This window comes from Bacillus bruguierae, assembly GCF_037104725.1.
Taxonomy (GTDB): Bacteria; Bacillota; Bacilli; order Bacillales; family Bacillaceae_G; genus Bacillus_A; species Bacillus_A bruguierae.
In genome coordinates this window covers 30385-54005 of the sequence record NZ_JBAWSX010000017.1, presented here as the reverse complement: position 1 = coordinate 54005, position 23621 = coordinate 30385, and the positions used below count along the sequence as shown (strand labels likewise).

Genomic DNA, 23621 nt, shown 5'->3' with positions numbered 1-23621 from the left:
GTCGTACATGATAGATGTAAACATTTTATTGCTTGGAGGAGATATTGTTATGATTAAGCTTGTGCTTCTTCGTCACGGTCAAAGTGTATGGAATGTGGAAAATAGGTTTACTGGATGGACCGATGTTGATATGTCTAAAAATGGATTACAGGAAGCGAGAGAAGCAGGACAAATTTTAAAGGCGAATGGCTATACGTTTGACGTAGCATACACTTCTGTATTAAAACGAGCAATTCGAACGCTTTGGATTATTCTTCATGAGATGGATCTTGCCTGGGTACCTGTCTATAAATCATGGCATTTAAACGAACGTCATTACGGTGCACTGCAAGGCTTAAATAAGGATGAAACGACGAAGAAGTACGGAGAAGAACAAGTACATATATGGCGCAGAAGTACAAATGTAAGACCGCCAGCACTTACGAAAAACGATCCGCGTTATGAAATTTCAGACCCTAGATATAAACATTTAAAAGAAGGAGAATTTCCTCTTACAGAGTGTCTAGAAGATACAACAAAACGAGTTCTGACGTATTGGCATGAAGAAATTGCGCCAGTATTACAAAAGGGCGAGAAAGTAATTATTTCATCGCATGGGAATACAATCCGTTCGCTTGTAAAATATTTAGATCATTTATCCGATGATGGCGTTGTTACATTAAATATTCCTACGAGCATTCCGCTTGTTTATGAATTAGATGATAACTTAAAACCAATTCGGCATTATTATTTGAGCATGGATGGAGAAGTACCAGAAGGAGAAATTCCGAAGCATATACAACTCTAATATAAAAATGAATAGAAAAACCAAAATAGATGTGTCATAAGGCACATCTACTTTGGTTTTTTTAGATGAGTCATATAGTGCGTGTTTCTTATCGTATATTGAAAAAAGTAGTTCTTGAGACTCTTATTGATGGAATAGAGGCATTGTGTTATTTGGAAGTTTCTCTTTCACTCGTGCTAAGCATCTATTGAAAGAGAACAGAAGAAAACTCCACTTCAGAACCCGGAGGAGGAAAAGGGTGAGGGTTTTCGTAAAAAAAGGGGAGTTTTAAGGGAAGAGTGAAGAGCGAAAGATTCCACAACCAATCAGAGGAGATAAAGGAGCTACTGTTAAAATTCCACGTAATATTGAACTTGACCGTCAAAATCCTGATATGTTAGCTCCGCCAGATACAGACAGTGGTACGGTTGGGAATATGAAATAGTGTACAAATTATAAAAGTTAATACACGAAATTACGAAATTTGTAAGAAGTACAAACGGGTCATATAACATTTGAAAATGATACAATACTTATATAAACTTACACCTTGTTATATAGTAATAAGGTGTAGGGAAAATCAAAACTTCATTTTATTTTAATGGAAAGAGGAGAAGCAGATGTATAACAATTTAGCGGAATTAGTTAAGCACCCTGTATTTTATCATTTTGCAGAAATTTCAAAAATCCCAAGAGGATCGGGAAATGAGAAAGAAATTAGTGATTACTTAGTAAAATTTGCACAAGAGAGAAATTTAGAAGTTGTACAAGATCATGCATTAAATGTCATTATAAAGAAGCCAGCGACAGCTGGATATGAAAATGTGCCAACGATTATTATTCAAGGGCATATGGATATGGTATGTGAGAAAAATCAATCAACTGTTCATGATTTTGAGAAAGATCCAATTCAATTGCGAATTGTTGAAGATATGCTGTATGCAAATCATACAACGTTAGGTGCGGATAATGGGATTGCAGTTGCATATGCATTATCTTTATTAGATGCAACTGATATTCCCCATCCTGCTCTTGAAGTTGTGATTACAACAGAAGAAGAGACAACGATGGGCGGCGCTTTTGCAGTTGACCCTAGCCATTTTAGCGGTAAAATCTTTATTAACATTGATTCAGAAGAAGACCATAAATTGTTAGTAAGTAGTGCGGGCGGTGCAAAAGCAGTTGAAACAATATCTATTGTTTGGGAAGAAACGCCAGCTAACGTATTACCATATCGTCTTTTTGTAGGTGGATTAAAAGGTGGACATTCTGGCATGGAAATTGATAAAGAAAGAGGAAATGCCAATAAAATTTTAGGCAGAGTCCTTTATGATTTATCCAATGAAATTCCGTTTTCTATGAGCGGTGTTCATGGTGGATTAAAAACAAATGCAATCCCGCGTGAAAGTGCAGCAACGATTTTATTTTCTGAAAGTGATGAGCAAAAAGTAGAAGAGAAAGTGAAAGAGTGGACAAGCATTTTACAAGAAGAACTACGCGCTGTGGACCCGGACGTATATGTTTCTCTTACAAAATTAGAAGAAACAATTGAAAATGTATTTGCAAAAGAAACGCAAAAACAACTTATTTCTTCATTATTTTTAATCCCTAACGGCATTCAAAGTATGAGCATGGAAATAAAAGGACTAGTGGAAAGCTCTACAAACTTAGGTGTTGTTGAAATGTTACATAATGAAATTAAATTAAGAAATGAAGTAAGAAGTTCTGTGAAAAGCTTAAAACAACATATTGTAAATGAAATTAAGCATATCGCAGAAGTAGTGGGAGCTCAGTTTGAAAAAGAATCTGAGTATCCAGAATGGCCATACAATCCAAATTCTTCAATTCGCAGTTTATTTGAAAAAGTGCATAAAGAAAAATATGGTACAGATGCAGAGGTTTTTGCGGTTCATGCAGGAATTGAGTGCGGTGTATTTATGGAGAAAATTCCAGGACTAGATGCGATTTCACTCGGACCAGATATGTTTCATGTTCACACACCAGATGAGCATGTAAGCATTCCTTCTGTAGTGAATAACTGGGAGTATTTTATTGAAGTATTGCGGGAAACGAAGTCGTTGATTTAAATATGTTTGAGATGAAAAAGGGTTGTCTCATAAGTCAGTGTAACTGGCTTGTGGACAGCCCTTTTTTATGAGTAACAATTCAACTACTTTTGTTAGCTTCTGTAATCTGTTGAATACTGTATTTTTGTTTTGATCCTAATTTTATCCCGCATTAACGGGCAGTAAGACCCCCACCTCAAGATTCAGAGAGAAGTATTGTCCAGCTCTAGCGGCTAGAATCTCCGGTCGTTTCGCCCCCTCGGACGAGGCAAAAAGCGCCTCTCTGTCGCGGGCTCCAACGTCCTGCGATTCTGGGCGAGCCGCTTCCGCTTTTCTAAAGAAGATAGGTCGGGGACAACTGCCCGTAAAAGCCCGATTGGGCGGGCTTTCCGTCAGTGAGGGATGAAGAAAACCCCCACTGACGGAAGTTTCACTTTATTTTAGCTATATATAACTATTTTAGTTTTTTTAATATATAAGTCGTTGCTATACAGAATACAACATGATCTCTACTTGCTTTCTCCTTTTGTTTTAAACCTTGCATGTGGCAGAAAAAGGCCCTGACTGATTCTATACATGGCCAGATGCTCTCGTCCGCCTAAAAAAAGGGGTATGTCGACTTTTTAAATTGCGTCCTTTTACAATCTTTTAAAAAACATACAGGTGTATGAATAGAAGATTGCGTTTTTTACTCATGTTTTTTTATATATTAAAGAATAAACTTAACATGTAAACAAATTGAAAGGAGCAAATAAAATGAATGCACTATTATCTGCAAAAAATGTGACAAAGATATACAACAAGAATCAATTACCTGGACTTAATAAAGTATCTTTTGATATTGAGTCTGGGGAGTTTGTTGGTATTATGGGAGCCTCTGGATCTGGAAAGACAACTTTATTAAATATCCTATCAACCATCGATACGCCTACAGATGGAGATGTTTTGATAAAGGGCATCGATATTAAAAAACTTAATGATAATAAATCTGCAGATTTTCGGAAAGAGCATTTAGGCTTTATTTTTCAAGAGTATTTCTTGCTCGATAGTTTAACAGTACAGGAAAATATTGCTGTACCACTTACTTTATTACATAAATCTCCAGAAGAAATTGAATCATCTATAAATAGTTTAGCAAAGCGTTTTGGGATATTCGAACAATTATCTAAGTACCCTAGTCAACTTTCAGGGGGACAAAAACAAAGGGTTGCAGCAGCAAGAGCAATTGCGAAACAGCCTAGTATTTTATTTGCAGATGAACCGACAGGAGCATTAGACTCAAACTCTGCAACGGAGCTACTTCAAAAATTAAGAGAAGTAAATGAGGAACTTCATACAACGATTTTAATGGTAACCCATGATGCTTATGCAGCAAGTTTTTCAAGTAGAATTCTAATATTTAAAGATGGAAATATCATAAAAGAATTGAGAAGAAATGGACAGGGGAGAAAAGAATTTTTTGAAGAGATAGTAAAGGAAATCGCTAAAATTGATGAAAATCGATATAAATAAGAGTATGAAAGGAAGGCATGATTGTGGGATTATTAACAATAGCAAAAAAGAATCTGAAGAATAACTTTTCCTTCTATTCGTTCTATTTCGTTTCAGTAGCTTTTGTGCTGATAGTGTTTTTCTCCTTTATTTCTTTTTCCATGAACGATATGATCATGGAAAAGATTTCGTCTGATGGTAGAGTAGAAATCATGTCGAGAACGGTGGCAATCTTTGTTATGACATTTGTACTATTCTATATGTCATACTCCAATACTTTCTTTATGAAAAAAAGAATGAAAGAACTTGGAATTTATTCGCTCTTAGGGTATCGAAAATCAACAATGCTAAAATTATTAACTTTTGAAAATAGTATAATTTGTTTTGCTGCTCTAATTGTAGGAATTGCTTTTGGTGCGATTGCTCATAAAGGAATTGTCGAAGTGATAGTCAGAGTACTAAAATTACAAATTGATACTTCTGAAGTGCCACTTATTAATTCTGGTGCGGTACTATTCACTTTTGTTTTTATATTTGCTGTTTTGCTTGCTTTATTTTTATCTAACTGGATCATTCTTCGGAAAAGTTCCTTACTGGCTTTGGTACGTATGGAAAAAAAGGAAGAAAAGAAGGTGAGAATCAATACAGCTTTCTCATTCCTTGGATTATTCTTGATTTTAATTGGTTATTTCTTTGCTATCGATATTACAAGAGGAACGAAATCATTCTGGAAAACAATAGGATTTTCACCAATTGCACTTTTAACAATGTTAAGTGTAATACTAGGCACAATTTTCTTTATTCACTCTTTTTTACCATATGCTATTCAAAAATTGAAGAAAAAGAAAAGCTGGTTTTATAAGGAAGCCAATATTATTGTTATTCCAAATTTTATATTTAAAATCCGTTCGAAGGCAAAAACTTTAATTTTGTTAACTTTATTAGTTGCAGGAACTTTGGCTATATTCGGTTCTACTTTACTAACTCTCTACTATCCTGTTGCTGCTACGGAACGAATCATACCGTCAGCTATCGAGTTTCCAGTGGAAGATAAACAATTGGCCGCTAAAGCAATTAAAATTGTACAAGATACTGTTGGTAAAGAAAATATGAAATATAAAGAAACAACTATTATTCATGTAACAGCCTCTTCTGAAAATTTACCTAAAGAATATAGTGCAAAGAAAGAACATGGATTTGATCTTATGTCCGAGTCGGATTATAAAGAATTAATAAATATGCAAGGTAAAAATGTAGACTTTGAGAATTTAACTAAAAGTGAAAGTATCTTAGTAAAATATCGCCCTGAAAAAGAAAAGCTAGATAAAGGGAAATTATATACTTTGAACTTAACAACTACAAATAACATGGATATAAAAGTAAAAGACACTACATTACTCAATCCAATTGGTTTTGCAAATAGTGTAGGAACCCTTGTCATTTCAGATCAACTATATAAAGAGATAAAAACCTTAGGGCATAAAGAAACAACGATGATGAGTTTTAATGGAGTTGATATGAGAGATAATAAGACAGTTTATGAGAATCTAGCTCCACTATTTAAAAATAATATTTATTTTACAAGTAGTTATCAAAAAAATGATTACATTATTCAGCAGAATAGTTCAACATTCTTGCTCATTAGTTTTGTTACTATCATTTTCTTTATTGCAACGGGGAGTATTCTCTACTTCCATAATCTTTCGAGTATGATGTCAAACAAAAATGAATTTATCACTTTAAAAAGAATGGGGTATAACAAGAAAAAGATAAAAAGAATAATAAGTAAAGAGATTCTTACGTTATTTAGCATCCCATACGTATTAGGGTTAGCGCATAGTATTTTTGCACTGATAGCTTACAAAACGGCTTTAATGGATGACTTATTAGGAAAAAGCAGTGCCTTTATATTCCCTATTCTTTTTGCGGTAATTATTTTCACTTTGGTATATATGATTTATTATTTGTTAACAAAGCGAGCATGCTATAAAATTATCTTTGACAATAAAAAATAAAAATTCTTATATAAATACAAATTTTAAAAACGGCATTTTAGACATGCAAGTAGCGGTTATGTTGTATTCTGCATAGCAGCGACTTATATGTCGGAAAATTAAAATCGATATATATAAGGCTAATGATAGTAAACTAGCATTAGCTTTATATGTATTTAAGCTAGTAAAGGTAAGTGAGTTTATGAAAAAGTACTATGAGCAAAAACAAATTATCCTTTTAATTAACCAACTTTGTATAATTATTTTTTTATGCTATGAATTTTCGCAACATAATATTGTAGGAACAGCAAAGTTGCTTCCATTAGCAATTATAACGATTATGGTTATTTACGGAGCTTACATTGGTTTTGTAAACATGAAAGAAAATATAACTTTATGGAAGTTTTCTAATTTGCTAATGCTTGCTTCATGGCAGTTTTTATTCACACTTAGTGAAATACAAATTTTTTATACATTAAGTACGCTGCTTAGTGTAGTGATTTTATATCAGACAGCACAGTTTTTTCTCTTTTTCTTTTTTCAAGATTCTACTTATATGTATAAAAAAGAAAAAGACTGGATTTTACAGATTATATGTTTATTAACATTGGTTGCGAAATTGATAAACGATAAAATGTTTGCCATTCTATTTTTATGTCAATTCGTTTTAAGTTTTATTTGTATTGCTTTCTTATTTTTGAAACATCGAAGACGAATCATGTTTATCTTAAAAAGTGAAAAAAAGCATCTACTTAGATCTGTTGCTGTTCTTATTTTTTTCTTTATTGGATATGCTGCCTTCTTTGCAGAAAACCCCGAATATTTAAGCAATCTAGGGTGGTATATCATGATTCTTTTCCCTTTATTTAGTATTCATGCTGTTGCTTTTAAAAACCATATATTTATGAAGAAGTATTTTCTTTTAAAGGAAGGTAAAAGGGGACTGATACTTTTCCTTATTCTTGTTTGTATGATTTCCCTTGGGATATTGTTTAGGTTTAATATGATTGCCTATTTCATCATTATACATACGCTTTTTTGGTTTGTTTTGCTTCATTTCACGTTATTATATAAAGACATAAAAAAAACGATTGTTAATTCAGATACAGAAGAACCAAAAATTATGTCAGACAGCTCTTATGCTTATAATCTCGTACAGATAGCGAAAGAGGAAAAGTTGAAACGTGATTTTTCTAATTATTTGCATGATGAAATTTTGCAAGATGTTTTAGCTGTTAAAAATATGATGAATAAATCTAACAAAGAGGAGATTCATGAAATTATAGTAAAAACGTTGGATCACTTAAATTTGTCTATACGAGTACAAATGGAAGAGTACTATCCAACACTATTAAAAACACTTACATTTCAAGAAAATTATAGTAATTTGCTTGAAATGATACAGCAAAAATATGGAATGAAAAATATTGATATATCTTTTAATTGTAGTGAAAATTTATTTTTAGTTGAACCCTATCAGCTTGTTATATACAGAATGTTAAAGGAATTGGTAACAAATGCATTCAAACATTCTAAATGTTCAAAGCTAGTTGTGAGTTTAAAACAAGAAAATGACGAAATAGAACTTATAGTAAAAGATAATGGTATAGGCTTAGTGGATAATGAAAAGTACGTTCGTAATGATCACAGAGGATTGAATTCTATTAAAGAACAACTGTTTTTATTAAACGGTAAAATGACCATTTCAGAATGTAATCCTTCTGGTTTGTGCATTACAATTCTTATCCCAATGAAAGGAGATGATTCCTATGAATATTTTATTAATAGATGATCACGCTTTATTTGCAAAAAGTTTAGAGATAGCCTTGGAAGATTATCCTGAAATAGATCATTTTTACTCATTACAAAGTATTGAACAGGTTACTGCATTCATCAATGAGTGTAAGCCAGATATTACATTAATCGATATTAATTTAAGGAATATTAGTAATGAAGATGGTTTAGGCGTAGCAAAAAATATTTTAGATAGCAAATGTGACACGAAAATAGTTATATTAACAGGCTATGATTTACCTGTTTATCGGTATGAAGCTCAAAAAATCGGTGTAAGTGGTTTTATTAATAAAAACATTATGCCAGATAAGTTGTTGCAAATTTTAATTGAGGTTAATAAGGGTACTTATTATTTTCCAATGTCTACGGATCATGTTGAGGAATTAACTGATAGTGAAAAACAAATTCTACAATTACTATGTGATGGATGTAAGCGTAAAGAAATTGCTTCTATCTTATATGCTAGTGAACGCACCATTTCAAACCATATTCAACACATATTTGATAAGCTGGATGTTTCATCTTCGTTAGAAGCTGTAACAAAGGGAATAAAATTAGGATATATTCAGCCTAATTATTAAAAAAAGTTAGTTAAATTTATAGCTTTAAGCCCCAAAAACGGATGTGACAATCACAAAGGAGAAAGTTACGTTCGCATTTTGGTTACTCTATTCATCAGCACGATGACTTACAACAAACTTAGAGAATTGAACTGCGTTAGCGATTTCAAGTGCAAATCGCTAACGCAGTTCATACAGTTCCTGTCATATTTAGTTCATAGCTATAAGAAATGAATGCTTGTATTTTGCGCCACGAACTCAGTTTTCTAATAATTAAATATCATAACTGTAAGGCTAATAAGTTGTATACCTGTCTTAACTCTTAAGAAAAGATGAACGAGGTCCTGCAAGACATGCATCCATACGATCTACTTGATCTTTTGTAAACATTACCATAGTATCATCATCAACATAATCCATATAGTTCATAAACATATCACCATCTGGCCCGTTATTACAAGAGATGTTAGGGAATTTTGGCTTTCCGAAATTATGGTCTCCTTGATTAGGTGTATCAGCAACTCTGTCTGAACCAGTACAAGCGCCATTATCATCTCCCCAAATATGAAATAGGTTGAACCAATGTCCAATTTCATGAGTAGATGTTCGTCCTAAATGGAAAGGTTCTGTCGCAGTACCTGTGGTGCCAAATGCTGTGTATGTGATAACAACTCCATCTGTTTCAGATGGACCACCAGGAAATTGTGCATATCCTAAAACACCCCCGCTTAGCTTACATACCCATAAGTTTAAGTATTTATCGGTAGGCCATGCATTTATTCCACCGGTACTTTCTGATTTAACAGAATTATCATCTGCAGAAAATGATTGCTCAGTTGTATGTGTACGAGTAATACCGGTTGTTTGGTTTCCATTAGGGTCTTTTGTAGCAAGAAAGAATTCGATTTTAGCATCGCTTACAAAATTTTTAAATGCAGAGGGCACGTTTGTTATATCAGGATTAGTTGCACGAAAATCACGGTTCAAAACATCAATTTGACTATGAATTTGTTCATCAGAAATATTTTGTTCATCTGTATTCCATACCACGTGAACTACAACAGGAATTTTCACAACTGCTCTTTCTGCTTCTAAGCGCAGACTATTAAAATATTCATTAGTCATACTTTCAATTTCAATACGTGCATTTCTATATTGTTCTGACTCTTCAAGTAATTTATGGTGAATCTCAATAGTTGCGCATTTGCGGGTAGCAGGTGTATTTGTTCTTTCAGATGAGTTCGTATGATTTGTCATAATAAATTCTCCTTTAATTAGTATTATAGGTCTAAGTAATCATATAGCAGATATTTATATATCAAAAATAAGATAGAAGTGTTTATTTATTTTTATTTTTAATATACTCTTCAGTCATATTTTCAATATTTTCTCTTTCTTTTCTGTACTCTTCCGACTCTTCTAATAATTTATTGTGCATATCCATAGTTGCACAAGTGCGTCTCATAGGTGGATTTTCTTTTGATTCTTCTATTGAAATGTTCGCTTTTTTGTCTTTGGTATAATCGTCCATAAAAAATCTCCTTCATCATATATTTGTAATTCGAGAAGCAATAAAAGCTACATTCATTCGTAGAATATCTAGTGCAAGTGGATAATGAATATGCTCAAGGGTATCGTTTGCTGTGTGCTCATTGGGGTTTAAGGCATATAGTTAAGACAGCGGGGATTCCCTTATTAAGAAAAGAAACATGATCACTATCAAAAGGATTAAGAGATATTTCCACATTAATTTTTGTATATAGAGATGCAGCATTATTTAATCCATCAATCGTCTCTTTTGATAACGGTGAACCCTCAATTAGAACTGTCGGTGGTGACGTGTTTAATGTACCAATCATATCCATATTGATAACAGCTTGAATTCGATTTTTATCAAGAGTAGTGAGATTCTCAACATATTGTTTACTACCTAGTAAACCTTGTTCTTCTCCTCCAAAAAGGATAAAACGAAGATCATGCTGTATTGGTAAGTCCTTAAATACACGAGCAATTTCAAGGAGTCCAGCACTACCACTTCCATTATCATCAGCTCCAGGAGCATTAGATGAAGGACCACCAGCATGGTTGACTGAATCAAGATGTGCAGTGATAATAATCAGATTTTTTGTACCATTATTTGTTCCCATTTTGTCAGCAATAATATTTTGGCTATTTTTATCATTTATAGGTATAGTTTCACTACTAGTTGTATATCCCATTTCATTCAATTTCTCACGAGCCCATGTTGCTGCATCTTTATAAAAAGAACTGGTAGAAAATCTTGTTGGATAAGAAACCAAATGAGTTAAATATGCTTGGAATTGATTTTCACTTACCTGATTTACTAGGGACTGTATAGGAGCAGCAGTTGAGGAGTGATTGTTACGATTAGCATGTGCAGTGACTACCACTTTATATTTCACCTCCTTCTATATGCGTTTCTCAAAAAGCAATTGTTCAAATTCTATTTTGTCTACACGATTATTCGCTTATGCAAACATTATTTGGAAAAAATATTTCTTTATTAAAAAATAGAGCCGAGTAATTTACTACTAAAGTTGTAAAAAGTTTAGTCAATATGTAGCAAGTATCCGTTATTAAAAAAGTGTAAAATAAGTTTAAATAGCTAAGTTTTCAGAAAGCGAGGGGGATCAAATGATTAGAGAAAAAAATAAAAAACTTGTAGTAATCACTGGAATGACTCAAGGATTAGGTCGATCATTAATTGATCGTTTTTCTGAACTAGGCTGGTTCATTGCTGGATGTGGTCGTTCTAAAGATAAAATTGAGCAAATTAGGAGCCAATTTGACAGCAAACATGATTTTCAATCTGTAGATATTTCAGATAATCAAGCTGTTAGTGCTTGGGGAGCGCATATACTTCAGCGATACGGTACGCCAGATTTACTTATTAATAATGCTTCTATTGTGAATAAAAATGCGGATCTTTGGACTATTTATTCAGAAGAGTTTGCAAATGTTATGAATATCAATGTGAATGGTGCAGTCAATGTGATACAGTCATTTGTTCCAGCTATGATTCATAATAAACGAGGTATCATTATCAACATTAGCTCTAGTTGGGGACGATCTGGCGAAGCTAAACTTGCACCGTACTGTGCTTCCAAGTTTGCGCTAGAGGGGTTGACTCAATCCATGGCACTAGAATTACCAAAAGAACTGGCAGTAGTGGCGCTAGATCCAGGCGGAGGCATTCATACTTCAATGTTACAATCATGTGCACCAGAGTATGTATCGAGTTCTCCAACAGCTGAGGATTGGTCACATGTCGCTGTACCGTATATGCTTAGCATTACATCTAATGATAATGGGAAGTCGCTTACTTGTCCTAAAGTAATGAGTGGTGCTAATGAATAAGAAGTTGCATAGAGTGACAAAAAACTCTTCTATAACATATAGAGCTTTATTAAAGAATAATGTACCATTTAGAAACTTGTTAAATGATATTGAGCCTTTACAATATTGTCAAACACTGAACAAATTAGAACTATCAGGTGGTATAGGGAACGCTTTAAAAATTAATACACTTGATCCTCTTAAACAATTGGTTAATCTTAAATATTTAAGTTTAACTAATATACGGGTCAAAGATGGATCTTTAGAGCCTGTAACATGTTTAAAAAATTTACTGGAAATAAAAATATCTAATCAATTTCCTACAGAGGAATATGCAAAGTTATCTGTTGCATTACCTGAAACTAAATGTGATTATTTTCATCCCTATGTAAAATTAAATGATTCAATTGATGGAAAAGATATTATGGTAATTGGTAAACGTAAACCATTTTTAAACGCAATTCTAGATATTAAAAAACTTGAGAAATATGATGAGCAATTTAAAGCGTTTCAAGAGAAATATAAAGCTGCTATGTACATAAAAAATCCTAAATAGATTTTCGTTACGTTCAACTAAAATGGTCTGTTTATGAGTAGAGAATGAAACACTTTACTTATAAACAGACCATTTATAATTGTTTTTTTATTATTTCATTGCATACAAATAAAAAATATAATCAGTCGAAGTTCCTGTATAACTTAACTGTCTTAACATAGCCGTTATATTCCCGCGATGATATGTTCCATGATTCACAACATGTTGAACCAATTCAAAGACATTCGTGTCTAATCGTCCAAAGTGAGGATGTTCAGGTGAAATGACTTTCTCTAAGTTTTCTTCATGGGCGAAAAACTCTTGATAATCTTCGAATAAAGTTAAAAATAGTTGTTCCATTTCCTTGATAGTTGTATCTTTTATCTTTTCTGAAAGGTGTATTGCAGATGTCTTCACTTCATCAAAAGGTTTGCCTAATAAAGTACCTAGCCAGATTGTATCAGCAATATACATATGCATAAATGTTTGCGAAATAGAAGGGAAGACACTTTGTATTTTTGTAGACCAAACGTCTGCTGGTAATGTCTTTAAGTGTTCAAAGAGTTTTTTGTTTGCCCAAACGTGATAATCATAAACTTGTAAGACAGGATGTTTCATTGAAAATTCCTCCCGTTTCATTTGCCTTTAAAATATAAGCTTATGTTATATATACAACCAAGGTTTATGAGTTTCCTGTTAGAAACTATGAAAAAGCAGTTTATGAAAAGGAAAGGGAGTCTATTACCTTATTCTGCATAGTTTCACGCATCTAAGCAAAAAGTAACGTTGGAGGTGAGCAAAGTGGGTCGAAAAGTTAAACAGGATCCTTCTAGAGCAGGTCTTGGCTCTTCACAAGTTGAAGGGCAAGGAACGACTACGCGCGAAACAGGTTCCGCTAAAGTTCCTTCATCAAATAAGAAGCAAAAACGTAGTTAATTATAATTTCTCATGGGTTTACTCTGTAACGTAGTAAAGTGAAAAAGGCATTGGAATTATGTTTATTAATCCCAATGCCTTTTTTAGATGTTAAAAAATAGTTGTAGTCTGAAAAGACGATTGTTCGTATACAATCGTCTTTTCTTTAGATTCAATTTGATACCGAAGGAAGAACATTATCAGGTGGGAATAGAGTCGCAGTTAATGCACGAGTGAGAACAAATCTTTCATCCACAAACGGATTAGTACTTATCGTTATAAAAAGTTCATAAGTGTGAGTTCCAGGTGGAGGTATATCAACCCAAGTTATATTAGGAGTTGTAATATATTGTAGACCGTTACCTACATTGACCTCACTTGTTCGAGCTATGTCAATTCCATTACGAAGTAAAACTATATCCATAGCAACGGTGTAATCAGGAGTTGCATTCTGAACTACTACCTCTGCCATCGCTTCTAACTTAACAGTAAACCCTGATGCATCAAAAGCCGGGATTGTAAGAACAGTTAATCCGCCATTTTGTGGTAAATTAAGTTGTATATTACTTTTTTCAGCGAAAGCAAATAGAATATCCTTTTTAGCCAATCATAAGCACCTCTTTTCTTTTAAATTGTTATATTATATGAATATGTTATATTTTTGCTTGTACCCTTGGCACACGGCAAGCTTACAGATGTATGTTATATGTATTTCCAGTTAAAATAACATTATACGCAGTAAACACAGAGACTATTTTAATGAAGCATCGAAGAGCCCTAAATTGAAAACTCTTGATTAATAAGGGATAGCTTATCCCATCAAGGATAATATCCCAATTTAAGTGAATGGGATAAATCGAATGTAGGTTTGTTGAAGAAGAACTTGTTTTAATCAAACTTTATTCCAAAGTAACATATAGAGCAGAAGGTGTGGGAAGGGAAGTATCTTTTGTGCTGCAGGTTATTATTAAGAAAGAAAAAATGATTGTCTTGTAGAGATTATAGATAAAAATGGGAAATCACATAGAATTACCGTTAACGAATGGTGGCGATAGTTCCAGCCTTTTTTAACGAATGGGTGCTTTAGTGACATATGAATCATAGAAAGGACCGAGATTTCTTATAGGAATTTTATAAACATTCACAAGAAAAGACAAATAAGGTTTAATGACATTCTTTTAATTAAACTTTATTTCTGGGCATGTGATACTACCTCTGTATATAAGCTCTTTTTATATTTTTACTTATAAAACCTTACAAAACTGTCATATTGATGTAAGGTTATTAGATAGTTTATATACTATTTCGATGTGATAATGAAAGCATAAGAAATACACACCTAGAAAAAATATAATAGAATGAGATAATTGTAAGATGATTTTAAAATTGTCATTTATACTTTTTGAAGTTACTTGACGTTTACTTTCTAAATGTTAACAATAAATAGGTGGATTTGTACGAATTTAGAGGAGATGAAGAGATGTCGATAAAAAAAGCTTTGTTATTCATGTGTATGCTGGTAATTGGTTTAACAGGCTGCTCTATGATTGAAGAAGGTAAGAATTCAATTAACTATGCTCAAAAGGCAATAGACTATGTTAATGAAGTGAGTACGTTTGCAAATGAAGCGCCGGGATTAGTAGAAAAAGCAATCAACGATGGTGCTGCCCGCAAAGAATTAGAAACTAGACTCAGAGAAATCCAAAAGGATATTCCAGCTTTTAATGAATTGACACCTCCTGATGTAGCAAAGGATATGCATCAGCAAATTGTTGGATATAATGAAAAGTTAAATGAATTAATTGATACAACTATGAAAAAGGTAGAAGAAGGAAAAATGGATGTAGAACAATTCAAAAACTCGGATCTTATGCAGACAATTCAACAAGTTCAAGACTTAAAAGATAAGATTCAAAATTTAGGTCAGTAAATATAGTATGAAAAAAATTCCGTTATGTATAACGGAATTTTTTAGTTTGAAGGTATAACAATCAGTTATTCACCAATTATTGTATATAAAAAACGATACTCCAAATAGGGGTTCTGTTAATGAATTCCAAAAAACATACTCTAAGTAAATTTGGACATGAAAAAAGCCGATTTTTCCTAGGCTAAGGAAGAATCGGCTTTCATTCATTGGCTAAGTGGTTTGAGTGAATCTAACTTTGCAATCCTCTATCTCGTAATTCGCCTCGTCCCCAAAAGAATAGAGCTTTGGTAAGACCATTCATTGCTTCACTTTTATCCCGCTATTCGTGGGCAGTAAGACCCCTACCTCAAGATTCAGAGGGAAGCAAAGAAGATAGGGGGGATAAAGAAAACCCCCACTGACGGAAGTTTCACTTTACTTAATCCTTGTTGAATACGACACTGTAAGACTTTACTAGATATGTAATCAAAAATAAAATTGGTCCTTTCAATTCTTCTCATTTCACGTAAAGCAGCAGCTAATTTATTTTGCCTTCCATAGGATTCGCGCCCCAGACACTTTTCACTTTCGAATAGAATGGGGTAAACGGAGTACGTCATCAAACTTTATTTTAAATCAACAACTAGTTAAGAATTTAATACAAAGTAAGTGATTTAAGGTTGATGTAAGGTTCTCTTTAGACTGTGGAAAGGTGGACGCATTACAGTTGAAAGCGAAGAGAAACATCTAAAAATTTTGAATGGAGCTGACTTTTCATATGAGTGCTTCGGCTATTGTGCAAACGCAAAACCTATCCAAAATGTATGGGGCTATTAATCGTGTAAATAAAGTGGATCTTTATGTTCAGGAAGGAGAAATCTATGGGTTTCTGGGTCCAAACGGAGCGGGGAAAACAACCACGCTAAAAATGCTGCTAGGACTCATCAAGCCTTCTGAAGGGACAATTAAAATTTTCGGGGAAAGCCTAAGCAAACATCGCTCATCCATTCTACAACGTACCGGATCGTTGATTGAATCTCCCTCCTACTACGGGCATCTGACAGGGCTTGAGAATATGAAGGTCATGCAGCGCTTGCGGAACGTACCAGATAAAAATGTACATGAAGCGCTTCGTATCGTACGACTAGAAAATCAGAAAAACAAAAAAGCTGAACAATATTCACTAGGAATGAAGCAACGGCTGGGAATCGCAATGGCTCTGCTCGCATTTCCAAAGCTACTGATTCTCGATGAGCCGACGAACGGTCTTGATCCCGCGGGCATTGGTGAAATCCGGGAGCTTATCAAATCATTACCCGCACGTTATGGAATAACCATATTGCTTTCCAGCCACCTACTCTCGGAGATAGAACAGATTGCTACTTCAGTAGGTATTATCAGTGAAGGAAATCTGCTGTTCCAGGGTAGTATGGAAAGCTTGCGGCAAAAGAATAGAAACACCATTTGTATAAAAACCGGAGACAATGCCAAAGCCGAGCAACTACTTTTCACTCAAGGTTACAGTCCGCTCCAAAGCAGCAGCAGGCTTGAATTCGACAATCTTCGGGATACGGAAGTGGCGGAAATGAACAGATTGCTTGTTGAACAAAAAATCTCTGTCATTCGGATCGAGGAGCAGAAGAAAAGTTTGGAGGATATTTTCCTAGAGTTGACAGGAAAGGAGCGGAGCTTGTGATCAAAATATTAGGACTGGAATACTTCAAAATCCGTCGCAAAAAAATATGGCTCATGATTATATTATTCCTTGTCGTGGAGATGCTGTGGGCCTTTATGTCTATTAGCCGGGCAATTGCTAGCAATCCGGATAACGCCGTTTGGGAATCGGTTTTTTTTAGTATATCCTCCATGAATGGGCTTTTTATGCCGATTATTTCAGCCATTGTTGTCTCACGTATTTGTGATATGGAGCATAAGGGGGCGACTTGGAAAATGCTTGTTGCTACCAATGTGAGACGCGGGCATCTCTACGCAGTAAAGTATATATGCGCCAATAGTCTGCTTCTGTACGGTATCTTTGCACAGACCGTATTCATGATTGGGTTTGGACTAATAAAGGGTTTTCCCGGTGCTCCTCCTATCGAATTGCTAATCCGGTTCATTGGGGGTACCCTACTGACGACTCTCGCTGTTACAGCACTTCAGCAATGGATTTCTTTTTCCATCAAAAACCAGGCCTTTGCGTTATGCTTTGGCATGCTGGGTGGCTTCATAGGAATGACTGCTGGATTATTCCCAGCTGTTACTAGACATATTTTTATTTGGTCTTATTATTTGGATCTCAGCCCGGTTACTTATCTATACGCTGAGTCTGCAAGCACCTATATGGTACAACCGGTAAGCTTGGGAATTGTAGTGGCTGCGCTGATTATGACCGTTCTGTTCTACTTCGCCGGAAGCATCCATGTAACCCGGCAGGAAATCTGAGGAGGGAAGTTGATGAAACGAAGTATTTCTGTTGAATGGCTCAAACTGCGCCATTCCCGGATTGGTCTTGTACTTGCTGTACTTCCTATTATAAGTCTGCTGATTGGCTGTGCGAATTATTATATGAACCAGGACGTCCTGCAAAATGGTTGGTACAGCTTGTGGACCCAGGTCAGCCTGTTTTACGGTGTTTTTTTTCTACCTATTCTAATTGCCATCTGTTGTTCCTACATATGTAGACTGGAACATTTAAACCGAAATTGGAATATGATTATGACCTCTCCTGTATCGGTTGCCAGTGTGTTTATTTCCAAATTGATTATCGTTAGCATTTTAATCTTGTTTGCGCAAGGGCTATTCATAGGACTCTACTGGCTTACAGGTACCCTGTTCTTTATACCTGGACCATTCCCTATAGAGACTATAGGATGGGCGATACGTGGATGGTATGCTTCTTTGTCCATTAGTGCTTTGCAATTGGGACTGTCGCTGCGGATCCGCAGCTTTGCTACGCCTATCGGTATCAGTCTGTGCGGGGTTTTTATCGGTCTGGGTATGTACATTGCCAAGCTGGGAGCATTTTTTCCGTTCTCACTACTCAACATTGGCATGAGTGTAATGAGCCAGAATAAGTTGACTAACATACAGAACTTTCTGTTTTGGGTGATCAATATGGCTTTCGTTATTATTTTTTTGTTGATGTCAATCCGACGGTTGAAGAATAAAGACATTGTCTCATCCTGATTGAGCTTAGGAGGAATTTATGATGAAAAAAATATTGTTAGTACTTGGGTTCATCATCGTGATTGGGGCATGCTTGTGGATGTTCTTCTTCACCCCGGAGAAGCTTACACCTGACAATCATGCAGGAAAAACCCTCTACTACACAGAGATAACTGGCGCCGGCGTTCAGAAGGAGAATGGGCGTTATGACTATGAGTTGACTGCCTACGATGAGAAAGGGAAGAAGAAAAAACTTAGTTTTTCGGCCGGAAAGCAATTGAGAGAGGGGGCTTACGTCCAGCTATATTATACACTGCTTCGGGGCGTCACGCACTGGGAAGAGGTTAACTTCATAAAGCTACCTAAGGCGGTGCAACAGCAGTATCGGAAATAATAAGGATCTGAAAGAAGAAGGAGACGTCCCATAGCCATCAAGTTAAGAAAATAATGTAACTTTACAGGCTTTAAAATAGGGTGTCAAGGTTGTGCGTCAGCCTGTATTAAAAGTTCAGGTGAGTATGAAATGAAACGTAAATAATTTCCTTTTTCATGTATAATAAAATTAGGTGATGCAGGATGGAAAATTTAAAAGACAAAAAAATATTAATTGTAGATGATGAACCGGAAATCAGAATAATGATTGAAAGATTTTTAAGAAAAGAGGGCTTTTTCCGCATTTACACTGCCGCCGACTGCGCTTCAGCTCTGTCATTCTGCCACACCGGCAAGCCAGATATCGTGATTCTTGATGTCATGCTGCCAGATGGTGACGGATTTTCACTTCTGTCTTCCATCAGGCAGTTCTCGGACATGCCAGTCCTTTTTCTCTCCGCACGGGGTGAGGATGAAGACCGGTTGCTCGGACTAGGTTTGGGGGCAGATGATTACATTGTGAAGCCGTTCCTGCCGCGTGAGCTGGTATTGCGGCTCATGGCAATTCTGAAGCGGGTCTACTCCTCTTCCGTGGCGGAGTGTCTATCTGTCTTCCGATTAGGAGAACAGATCATTGATCTAGAAAGCGCTGTCGTGCACAGGAATCAGAAGGAGATGCCATTAACGGCAAAGGAGCATGCCATTCTTGTGAAGTTGTATGAAAATCAGGGGCGAATCGTTACAAGCGATGCCCTATGTCAGGCCGTTTGGGGAGATGACAGCTACGGTTATGAAAATACTTTGATGGTTCATATTAGGCGGATCCGTGAAAAAATCGAGATGGATCCTTCCAAACCAATCCATCTTCTCACCGTCAGGGGACTGGGATATAAACTGCTGGTGAAGGAGAATCATTGAGTGGAAGGAATTATTCGTATATTACGCCGGTTTGCCACGACGACCATCTTTATTTCGATATTTCTGCTTATTTTTAATTTCGTACTGCTAGGCACGCTGGTATTCAAGGAAATTAATCAACGCCCGTCCCCGGAAGGTGTGCTTAAGCAAGTGGCTCAAGGATTGGGGAAGCAGGACACCGGCTATCGTCTGGACGAGCACGCTGCCAAGCTTCTGCAGCACAACCATGCATGGGCCATGCTACTCGATGCAGATGGCCATGTGCAATGGGATTACCATCTGCCTAACGATGTTCCAAGGTCCTACAATCTAGTCGATGTAGCCAAGTTCTCACGTTATTATCTTTTGAAATATCCTGTCTATATTTTGGAACATGAGGACGGCCTAATCGTAGTGGGGTATCCAAAGGAAAGCCACTGGAAGTATCAATTCGATTTTCTTTCTGATTGGTTAAGATCGATGCCCCTGCGGCTCGTGCTGCTGCTGCTCTTTAATTTTGGGGTGACTTTGCTAATTTCTGTCGTGATTGGCATGCGTCTCATAAGAGGGATACGTCCTCTTGTGTCAGGAGTCCACAATCTTGCTAGAGAGGAAGCAGTTCAGTTGGATTCCAAAGGTATATTCGGTGATTTGGCTCAGAGCATGAATGCCGCGTCGGCTAAGCTTCAAAATAAGACGGCCGCGTTAAAGGCACGAGATGAAGCACGTTCTAACTGGATTGCCGGGATTTCTCATGATATCCGGACTCCACTTTCGATTGTTCTCGGCTATGCAAGCGAAATGGAGGATAATTTGGATTTGCCGGAGGAGCAGAGGCATCGGGCTGGTATCATCCGGCATCAGGGTGAGAAGTTGCGCTCACTTGTAAGCGACCTAAACCTAGTCTCCATGCTCGAGTATGAAATGCAGCCTTTGCATTTGAAGTACATCCGGCTATCAGTTTTGGCGAGACAAGTTGCCACCGATTTTTTGAATAATGGATTGGATGACCAGTATGACATTGATTTAAACCTGACTGTTGAAGCAGTTCAAATTATTGGGGACGAGAAATTGCTGCTTCGGGCAATCATTAATCTCGTCCAAAACAGTGTGTTTCATAACCCGCAGGGCTGTGAAATCATACTAGAAACCTCTCTATCCAAGGACCGTTCCCAATATCGCCTTATCGTAAGGGATAATGGACGGGGAATCCCGAAGGAGAAATTGACGGAGATTACCGAATTACCTTATTCATCAAGGAGAAAGCGAACTGTTCAGCAAGGTCACGGTCTGGGGATTCCGATGGTGGCAAGGATTGTGCAGGCCCATCACGGCCGTCTTATTCTTGCAAGCGACAAGGACCAAAGAGGTCTAAAAGCTGTCATGGAATTCCCTGTACATTCTAAAATAGAAAACAATAAAAAAGCACCTGGAAGTGAATAGAAACGAGTCAACTACCCACCACACCTTACTGCTGGGCTCTTGCCCGTCACGCGTTTAGAGATGGGAACTTCTTTTGGAAATACGTTAAAAAGGTTATATATGGTGAAATGCTTTGAAGTATACATAATTTAGACAAGCCGCTTATTTTAATAATTTTGCTGTGCAGCTTTTTTATAGAAGGGCTTCAAAATCTTAACTTGAGCTACCCCATTAAGCGGAAAATTCTCCCTTATCGCCCCTATTCGTTGGTATAATATGGTGTATTGTATGATATAACCAACACAATGAACACCAATAGGAGGCAGGCCATGAAAGAGAACGACTTGTATGTTTATCACATTGTTACTAGGAAAAAAATGAGCCTTGGGCAGATTATTAACTTTAACAAGAACCAAAACAATACCTTATATCGCTTCTTTTTTGAGAGGGAACAATTGAATTCTAAAGGTGAGGACTTCATTCAGATTTTACAAAGTCATTATACAGATAAAGGCTTGAACTTGAATAAAGAAAATACCGAAGTAGCTATTAAATATGTAGACCAAACAATCAGAGCGATTAGAGAAGTAATAGTAGAAATGGTTAGACTGCAAGAATATCCGGAGTATCCTTCAAGGTTGTCTTGTTTATACGCTGCGAAAAGCTATGAAGACGCTTTGAAATGGAAAGAATTATTTGATTCTTACAATCGGAAAGTTTTGCAGATTGTTAAACTTCGAGTTATTGGGAATTCTTTTGAGGGAGATGGAAATCTTTTACCAAAGGAAGATGGGGCTCCTTTCTCTCAAAAAATTGAACAAGCTAGAGAATATTGGAAGGGTAATGTGAAAAATGAGCTTCCCGAGCTTTTGATTAACGGAACAATTGAAGTGGTAGAAATTATTACTGATTTCTCAGCTTAGATTCTAGAAAAGTCTCATATATTTATTTGTAAAAAATTACAAGTTAGAGATTGGTATCTCTTTGGACATTAGGAGAATCTTTAGAAATTGCTGTTTAGGAATAGAGGAGTGAATCAATATGAATCGGAAAATAAAAATCTTAAAATACATTATGATTCTAATGGCTTGTCTTGCTGTATTTGGTACAATTTTACCAAATGCATTAGATCCAAACGAAACAATGGCGGGTAAAATTTCGATTGCAACTTTTGGTACAATAGCTACTTGTTTACTATTTTCTATTACTTATTTTATTTTAAAAAAAGCTATTTTAAGAGGAGAAAAATAGTATGGGGAAAATTTATATAAATCCACTTTAATTTTTCGACATATAGGTTGCTGCTATGCAGAGAAAAAGGAAACTGTACTCGCTTGCTATCTCTGGTTTTCACTGCGCATGTGGCAGAAAAAGGCCCTGACCGCTTCTACGCATGACCAGATGCTCTCGACCATCTAAAAAAATGGTTTTATGTTAGTTTTTTAATTTAGATTTATATAGAATTAGAAGCCATCAAATAAGAAGCAAAAACGTAGTTAATCTTATTGTTTCATGAGTTTGCTATGTAACGTAGTAAAGTAAAAAAGCCATTGGAATTATGCTTATTTATTCCAATGGCTTATTAAAATTAAAAAGTTCTCCCGTGCACTCTCGATACATATTGGATTACGATAACCTTGTATTAAGCACGCAATCTGTACGACTGTAACTTTTGTATGTTAGAAATCTCTTTATATGGTATAATATGGTTCAGTTTGCGCGTAGGGAGGGTGACAATGAACAATAATTACAAACAAATAGCTAGATTTGTTTTGGTAGGATGTATGAATACATTAAACTATTGGCTACTTTATTTATTATTTACTCATGCTTTTCATTTTCATACTTTAACAGCACATAGTATAGCTTTTATCGTAAGTATGATTGGTTCTTTTTTTATGAATACATACTTTACGTATAGAACAAAAGTAACATTAAAGAAGTTTTTCCAGTTTCCGTTAACTTACATTATAAACTTTATCATTACGACAATTAGTATTTATGTTTTAGTTGATATATTGAACTTGAATAAGGACATCGCACCTTTGATTTCATCTGTAATTGCAATTCCTTTTACATTTGCAATATCAAAAAAAATATTAGTTACAAAAAAAGAAGCTGCTATGTAAAACTATTATAAAAAATTCTTCAGCATTTATGTTGAGGAATTTTTTTATTTTAAAGCGGTTCTTTATTCTGCATTTCTTGGATTCTAATGGAAATTCATCTCGTTTTTTATTTTGTTGAGTTTTCTTGTTGAAGAGAACAAGCATTAAAGAAAAGGTGTTTGTAACGAACAACAAAAAGAAACGTTTGACATATATTAATATCAGTTTAAAATAAAAGTGAGTACTCACTCATTAAAGTGAAGAGGA

23 protein-coding genes and 3 pseudogenes are annotated in these 23621 nt (G+C 35.4%); 20 read left to right on the top strand and 6 right to left on the bottom strand.

The genetic code is table 11. The features are described 5' to 3' along the window. Positions 1-49: 49 nt before the first annotated feature. The 7 genes and pseudogenes from gpmA (at position 50) to WAZ07_RS21375 (ending at position 8692) form a co-directional block, all read left to right on the top strand. Complete coding sequence (gpmA, locus tag WAZ07_RS21405) at positions 50-787, top strand: 2,3-diphosphoglycerate-dependent phosphoglycerate mutase (RefSeq protein WP_336474059.1); 738 nt, start codon at positions 50-52, stop codon at positions 785-787. A gap of 292 nt (positions 788-1079) precedes the next feature. Beyond that, positions 1080-1208, top strand: a pseudogene (locus tag WAZ07_RS21400) (oxalate decarboxylase); the annotation flags it as partial. Between the two features lie 178 nt (positions 1209-1386). Further along, positions 1387-2853 (top strand): aminoacyl-histidine dipeptidase, encoded by a 1467-nt coding sequence (locus WAZ07_RS21395; RefSeq protein WP_336474058.1) that lies wholly within the window; start codon positions 1387-1389, stop codon positions 2851-2853. A 735-nt stretch (positions 2854-3588) separates the two neighbouring features. Further along, positions 3589-4344: an ABC transporter ATP-binding protein gene (locus tag WAZ07_RS21390; protein WP_336474057.1), complete on the top strand. Its 756-nt coding sequence runs from the start codon at positions 3589-3591 to the stop codon at positions 4342-4344. A gap of 23 nt (positions 4345-4367) precedes the next feature. Then, positions 4368-6338: an ABC transporter permease gene (locus WAZ07_RS21385; protein ID WP_336474056.1), complete on the top strand. Its 1971-nt coding sequence runs from the start codon at positions 4368-4370 to the stop codon at positions 6336-6338. A 181-nt stretch (positions 6339-6519) separates the two neighbouring features. After that, positions 6520-8109: an ATP-binding protein gene (locus tag WAZ07_RS21380; RefSeq protein ID WP_336474055.1), complete on the top strand. Its 1590-nt coding sequence runs from the start codon at positions 6520-6522 to the stop codon at positions 8107-8109. After that, positions 8078-8692 carry a response regulator transcription factor gene (locus tag WAZ07_RS21375; protein WP_336474054.1) on the top strand — a complete coding sequence of 205 codons (615 nt, stop codon included), beginning with the start codon at positions 8078-8080 and terminating at the stop codon, positions 8690-8692. Before WAZ07_RS21380 ends, WAZ07_RS21375 begins: the two co-directional genes overlap by 32 nt. 294 nt (positions 8693-8986) lie before the next feature. On the opposite strand, the gene WAZ07_RS21370 is transcribed toward WAZ07_RS21375, so the two are convergent. The 3 genes from WAZ07_RS21370 to WAZ07_RS21360 all read right to left on the bottom strand — a co-directional run bounded on the left by WAZ07_RS21370 (position 8987) and on the right by WAZ07_RS21360 (position 11082). Further along, positions 8987-9928: a zinc metalloprotease gene (locus WAZ07_RS21370; RefSeq protein ID WP_336474053.1), complete on the bottom strand. Its 942-nt coding sequence runs from the start codon at positions 9926-9928 to the stop codon at positions 8987-8989. A gap of 82 nt (positions 9929-10010) precedes the next feature. Further along, the gene (locus WAZ07_RS21365; RefSeq protein WP_336474052.1) at positions 10011-10202 is read right to left on the bottom strand and encodes a hypothetical protein; all 192 of its coding nucleotides are present in this window, start codon (positions 10200-10202) and stop codon (positions 10011-10013) included. Positions 10203-10320: 118 nt separating this feature from the next. Further along, entirely contained in the window at positions 10321-11082 is a 762-nt protein-coding gene (locus tag WAZ07_RS21360; protein ID WP_336474051.1) for a M28 family metallopeptidase, read from the bottom strand. Positions 11083-11326: 244 nt separating this feature from the next. Between WAZ07_RS21360 and WAZ07_RS21355 the strand changes: the two genes are divergently transcribed. Then, on the top strand, positions 11327-12049 hold the full coding sequence (locus tag WAZ07_RS21355) for an SDR family oxidoreductase (protein WP_336474050.1): 723 nt from the start codon (positions 11327-11329) through the stop codon (positions 12047-12049). Positions 12050-12128: 79 nt separating this feature from the next. Further along, a pseudogene (locus WAZ07_RS21350) lies at positions 12129-12584 on the top strand (leucine-rich repeat domain-containing protein); the annotation flags it as partial. A gap of 90 nt (positions 12585-12674) precedes the next feature. Here the strand turns inward: WAZ07_RS21350 and WAZ07_RS21345 are convergent. After that, positions 12675-13181: a DinB family protein gene (locus WAZ07_RS21345; protein ID WP_336474049.1), complete on the bottom strand. Its 507-nt coding sequence runs from the start codon at positions 13179-13181 to the stop codon at positions 12675-12677. 183 nt (positions 13182-13364) lie between these two features. On the opposite strand from WAZ07_RS21345, the gene WAZ07_RS21340 reads away from it, so the two are divergent. After that, positions 13365-13499 carry a YuzL family protein gene (locus WAZ07_RS21340; RefSeq protein WP_336474048.1) on the top strand — a complete coding sequence of 45 codons (135 nt, stop codon included), beginning with the start codon at positions 13365-13367 and terminating at the stop codon, positions 13497-13499. A gap of 151 nt (positions 13500-13650) precedes the next feature. On the opposite strand, the gene WAZ07_RS21335 is transcribed toward WAZ07_RS21340, so the two are convergent. Then, positions 13651-14085 (bottom strand): hypothetical protein, encoded by a 435-nt coding sequence (locus WAZ07_RS21335; RefSeq protein WP_336474047.1) that lies wholly within the window; start codon positions 14083-14085, stop codon positions 13651-13653. Between the two features lie 873 nt (positions 14086-14958). Between WAZ07_RS21335 and WAZ07_RS21330 the strand changes: the two genes are divergently transcribed. Next, on the top strand, positions 14959-15408 hold the full coding sequence (locus WAZ07_RS21330; protein WP_090911444.1) for a DUF6376 family protein: 450 nt from the start codon (positions 14959-14961) through the stop codon (positions 15406-15408). Between the two features lie 413 nt (positions 15409-15821). On the opposite strand, the pseudogene WAZ07_RS21325 reads toward WAZ07_RS21330, so the two are convergent. Further along, a pseudogene (locus tag WAZ07_RS21325) lies at positions 15822-15950 on the bottom strand (Tn3 family transposase); the annotation flags it as partial. A gap of 215 nt (positions 15951-16165) precedes the next feature. Here WAZ07_RS21325 and WAZ07_RS21320 point away from each other — a divergent pair. The 9 genes from WAZ07_RS21320 to WAZ07_RS21280 all read left to right on the top strand — a co-directional run bounded on the left by WAZ07_RS21320 (position 16166) and on the right by WAZ07_RS21280 (position 23375). Then, entirely contained in the window at positions 16166-17083 is a 918-nt protein-coding gene (locus WAZ07_RS21320; RefSeq protein WP_336474046.1) for an ABC transporter ATP-binding protein, read from the top strand. Further along, positions 17080-17832 (top strand): ABC transporter permease, encoded by a 753-nt coding sequence (locus WAZ07_RS21315; RefSeq protein ID WP_336474045.1) that lies wholly within the window; start codon positions 17080-17082, stop codon positions 17830-17832. Before WAZ07_RS21320 ends, WAZ07_RS21315 begins: the two co-directional genes overlap by 4 nt. Positions 17833-17844: 12 nt before the next feature. Then, positions 17845-18576 (top strand): ABC transporter permease, encoded by a 732-nt coding sequence (locus WAZ07_RS21310; protein ID WP_336474044.1) that lies wholly within the window; start codon positions 17845-17847, stop codon positions 18574-18576. A gap of 22 nt (positions 18577-18598) precedes the next feature. Further along, positions 18599-18949 (top strand): YxeA family protein, encoded by a 351-nt coding sequence (locus tag WAZ07_RS21305; protein WP_336474095.1) that lies wholly within the window; start codon positions 18599-18601, stop codon positions 18947-18949. 182 nt (positions 18950-19131) lie between these two features. Next, complete coding sequence (locus WAZ07_RS21300) at positions 19132-19845, top strand: response regulator transcription factor (RefSeq protein WP_336474043.1); 714 nt, start codon at positions 19132-19134, stop codon at positions 19843-19845. After that, complete coding sequence (locus tag WAZ07_RS21295; protein WP_336474042.1) at positions 19846-21267, top strand: sensor histidine kinase; 1422 nt, start codon at positions 19846-19848, stop codon at positions 21265-21267. It begins immediately after the preceding gene. A 308-nt stretch (positions 21268-21575) separates the two neighbouring features. Next, entirely contained in the window at positions 21576-22169 is a 594-nt protein-coding gene (locus tag WAZ07_RS21290; protein ID WP_336474041.1) for a DUF2441 domain-containing protein, read from the top strand. 118 nt (positions 22170-22287) lie between these two features. Then, positions 22288-22497 (top strand): hypothetical protein, encoded by a 210-nt coding sequence (locus WAZ07_RS21285; protein WP_336474040.1) that lies wholly within the window; start codon positions 22288-22290, stop codon positions 22495-22497. Positions 22498-22982: 485 nt separating this feature from the next. Then, a complete protein-coding gene (locus tag WAZ07_RS21280; protein ID WP_336474039.1) occupies positions 22983-23375 on the top strand; it encodes a GtrA family protein in 393 nt (130 codons plus the stop codon). Positions 23376-23621 lie beyond the last annotated feature (246 nt).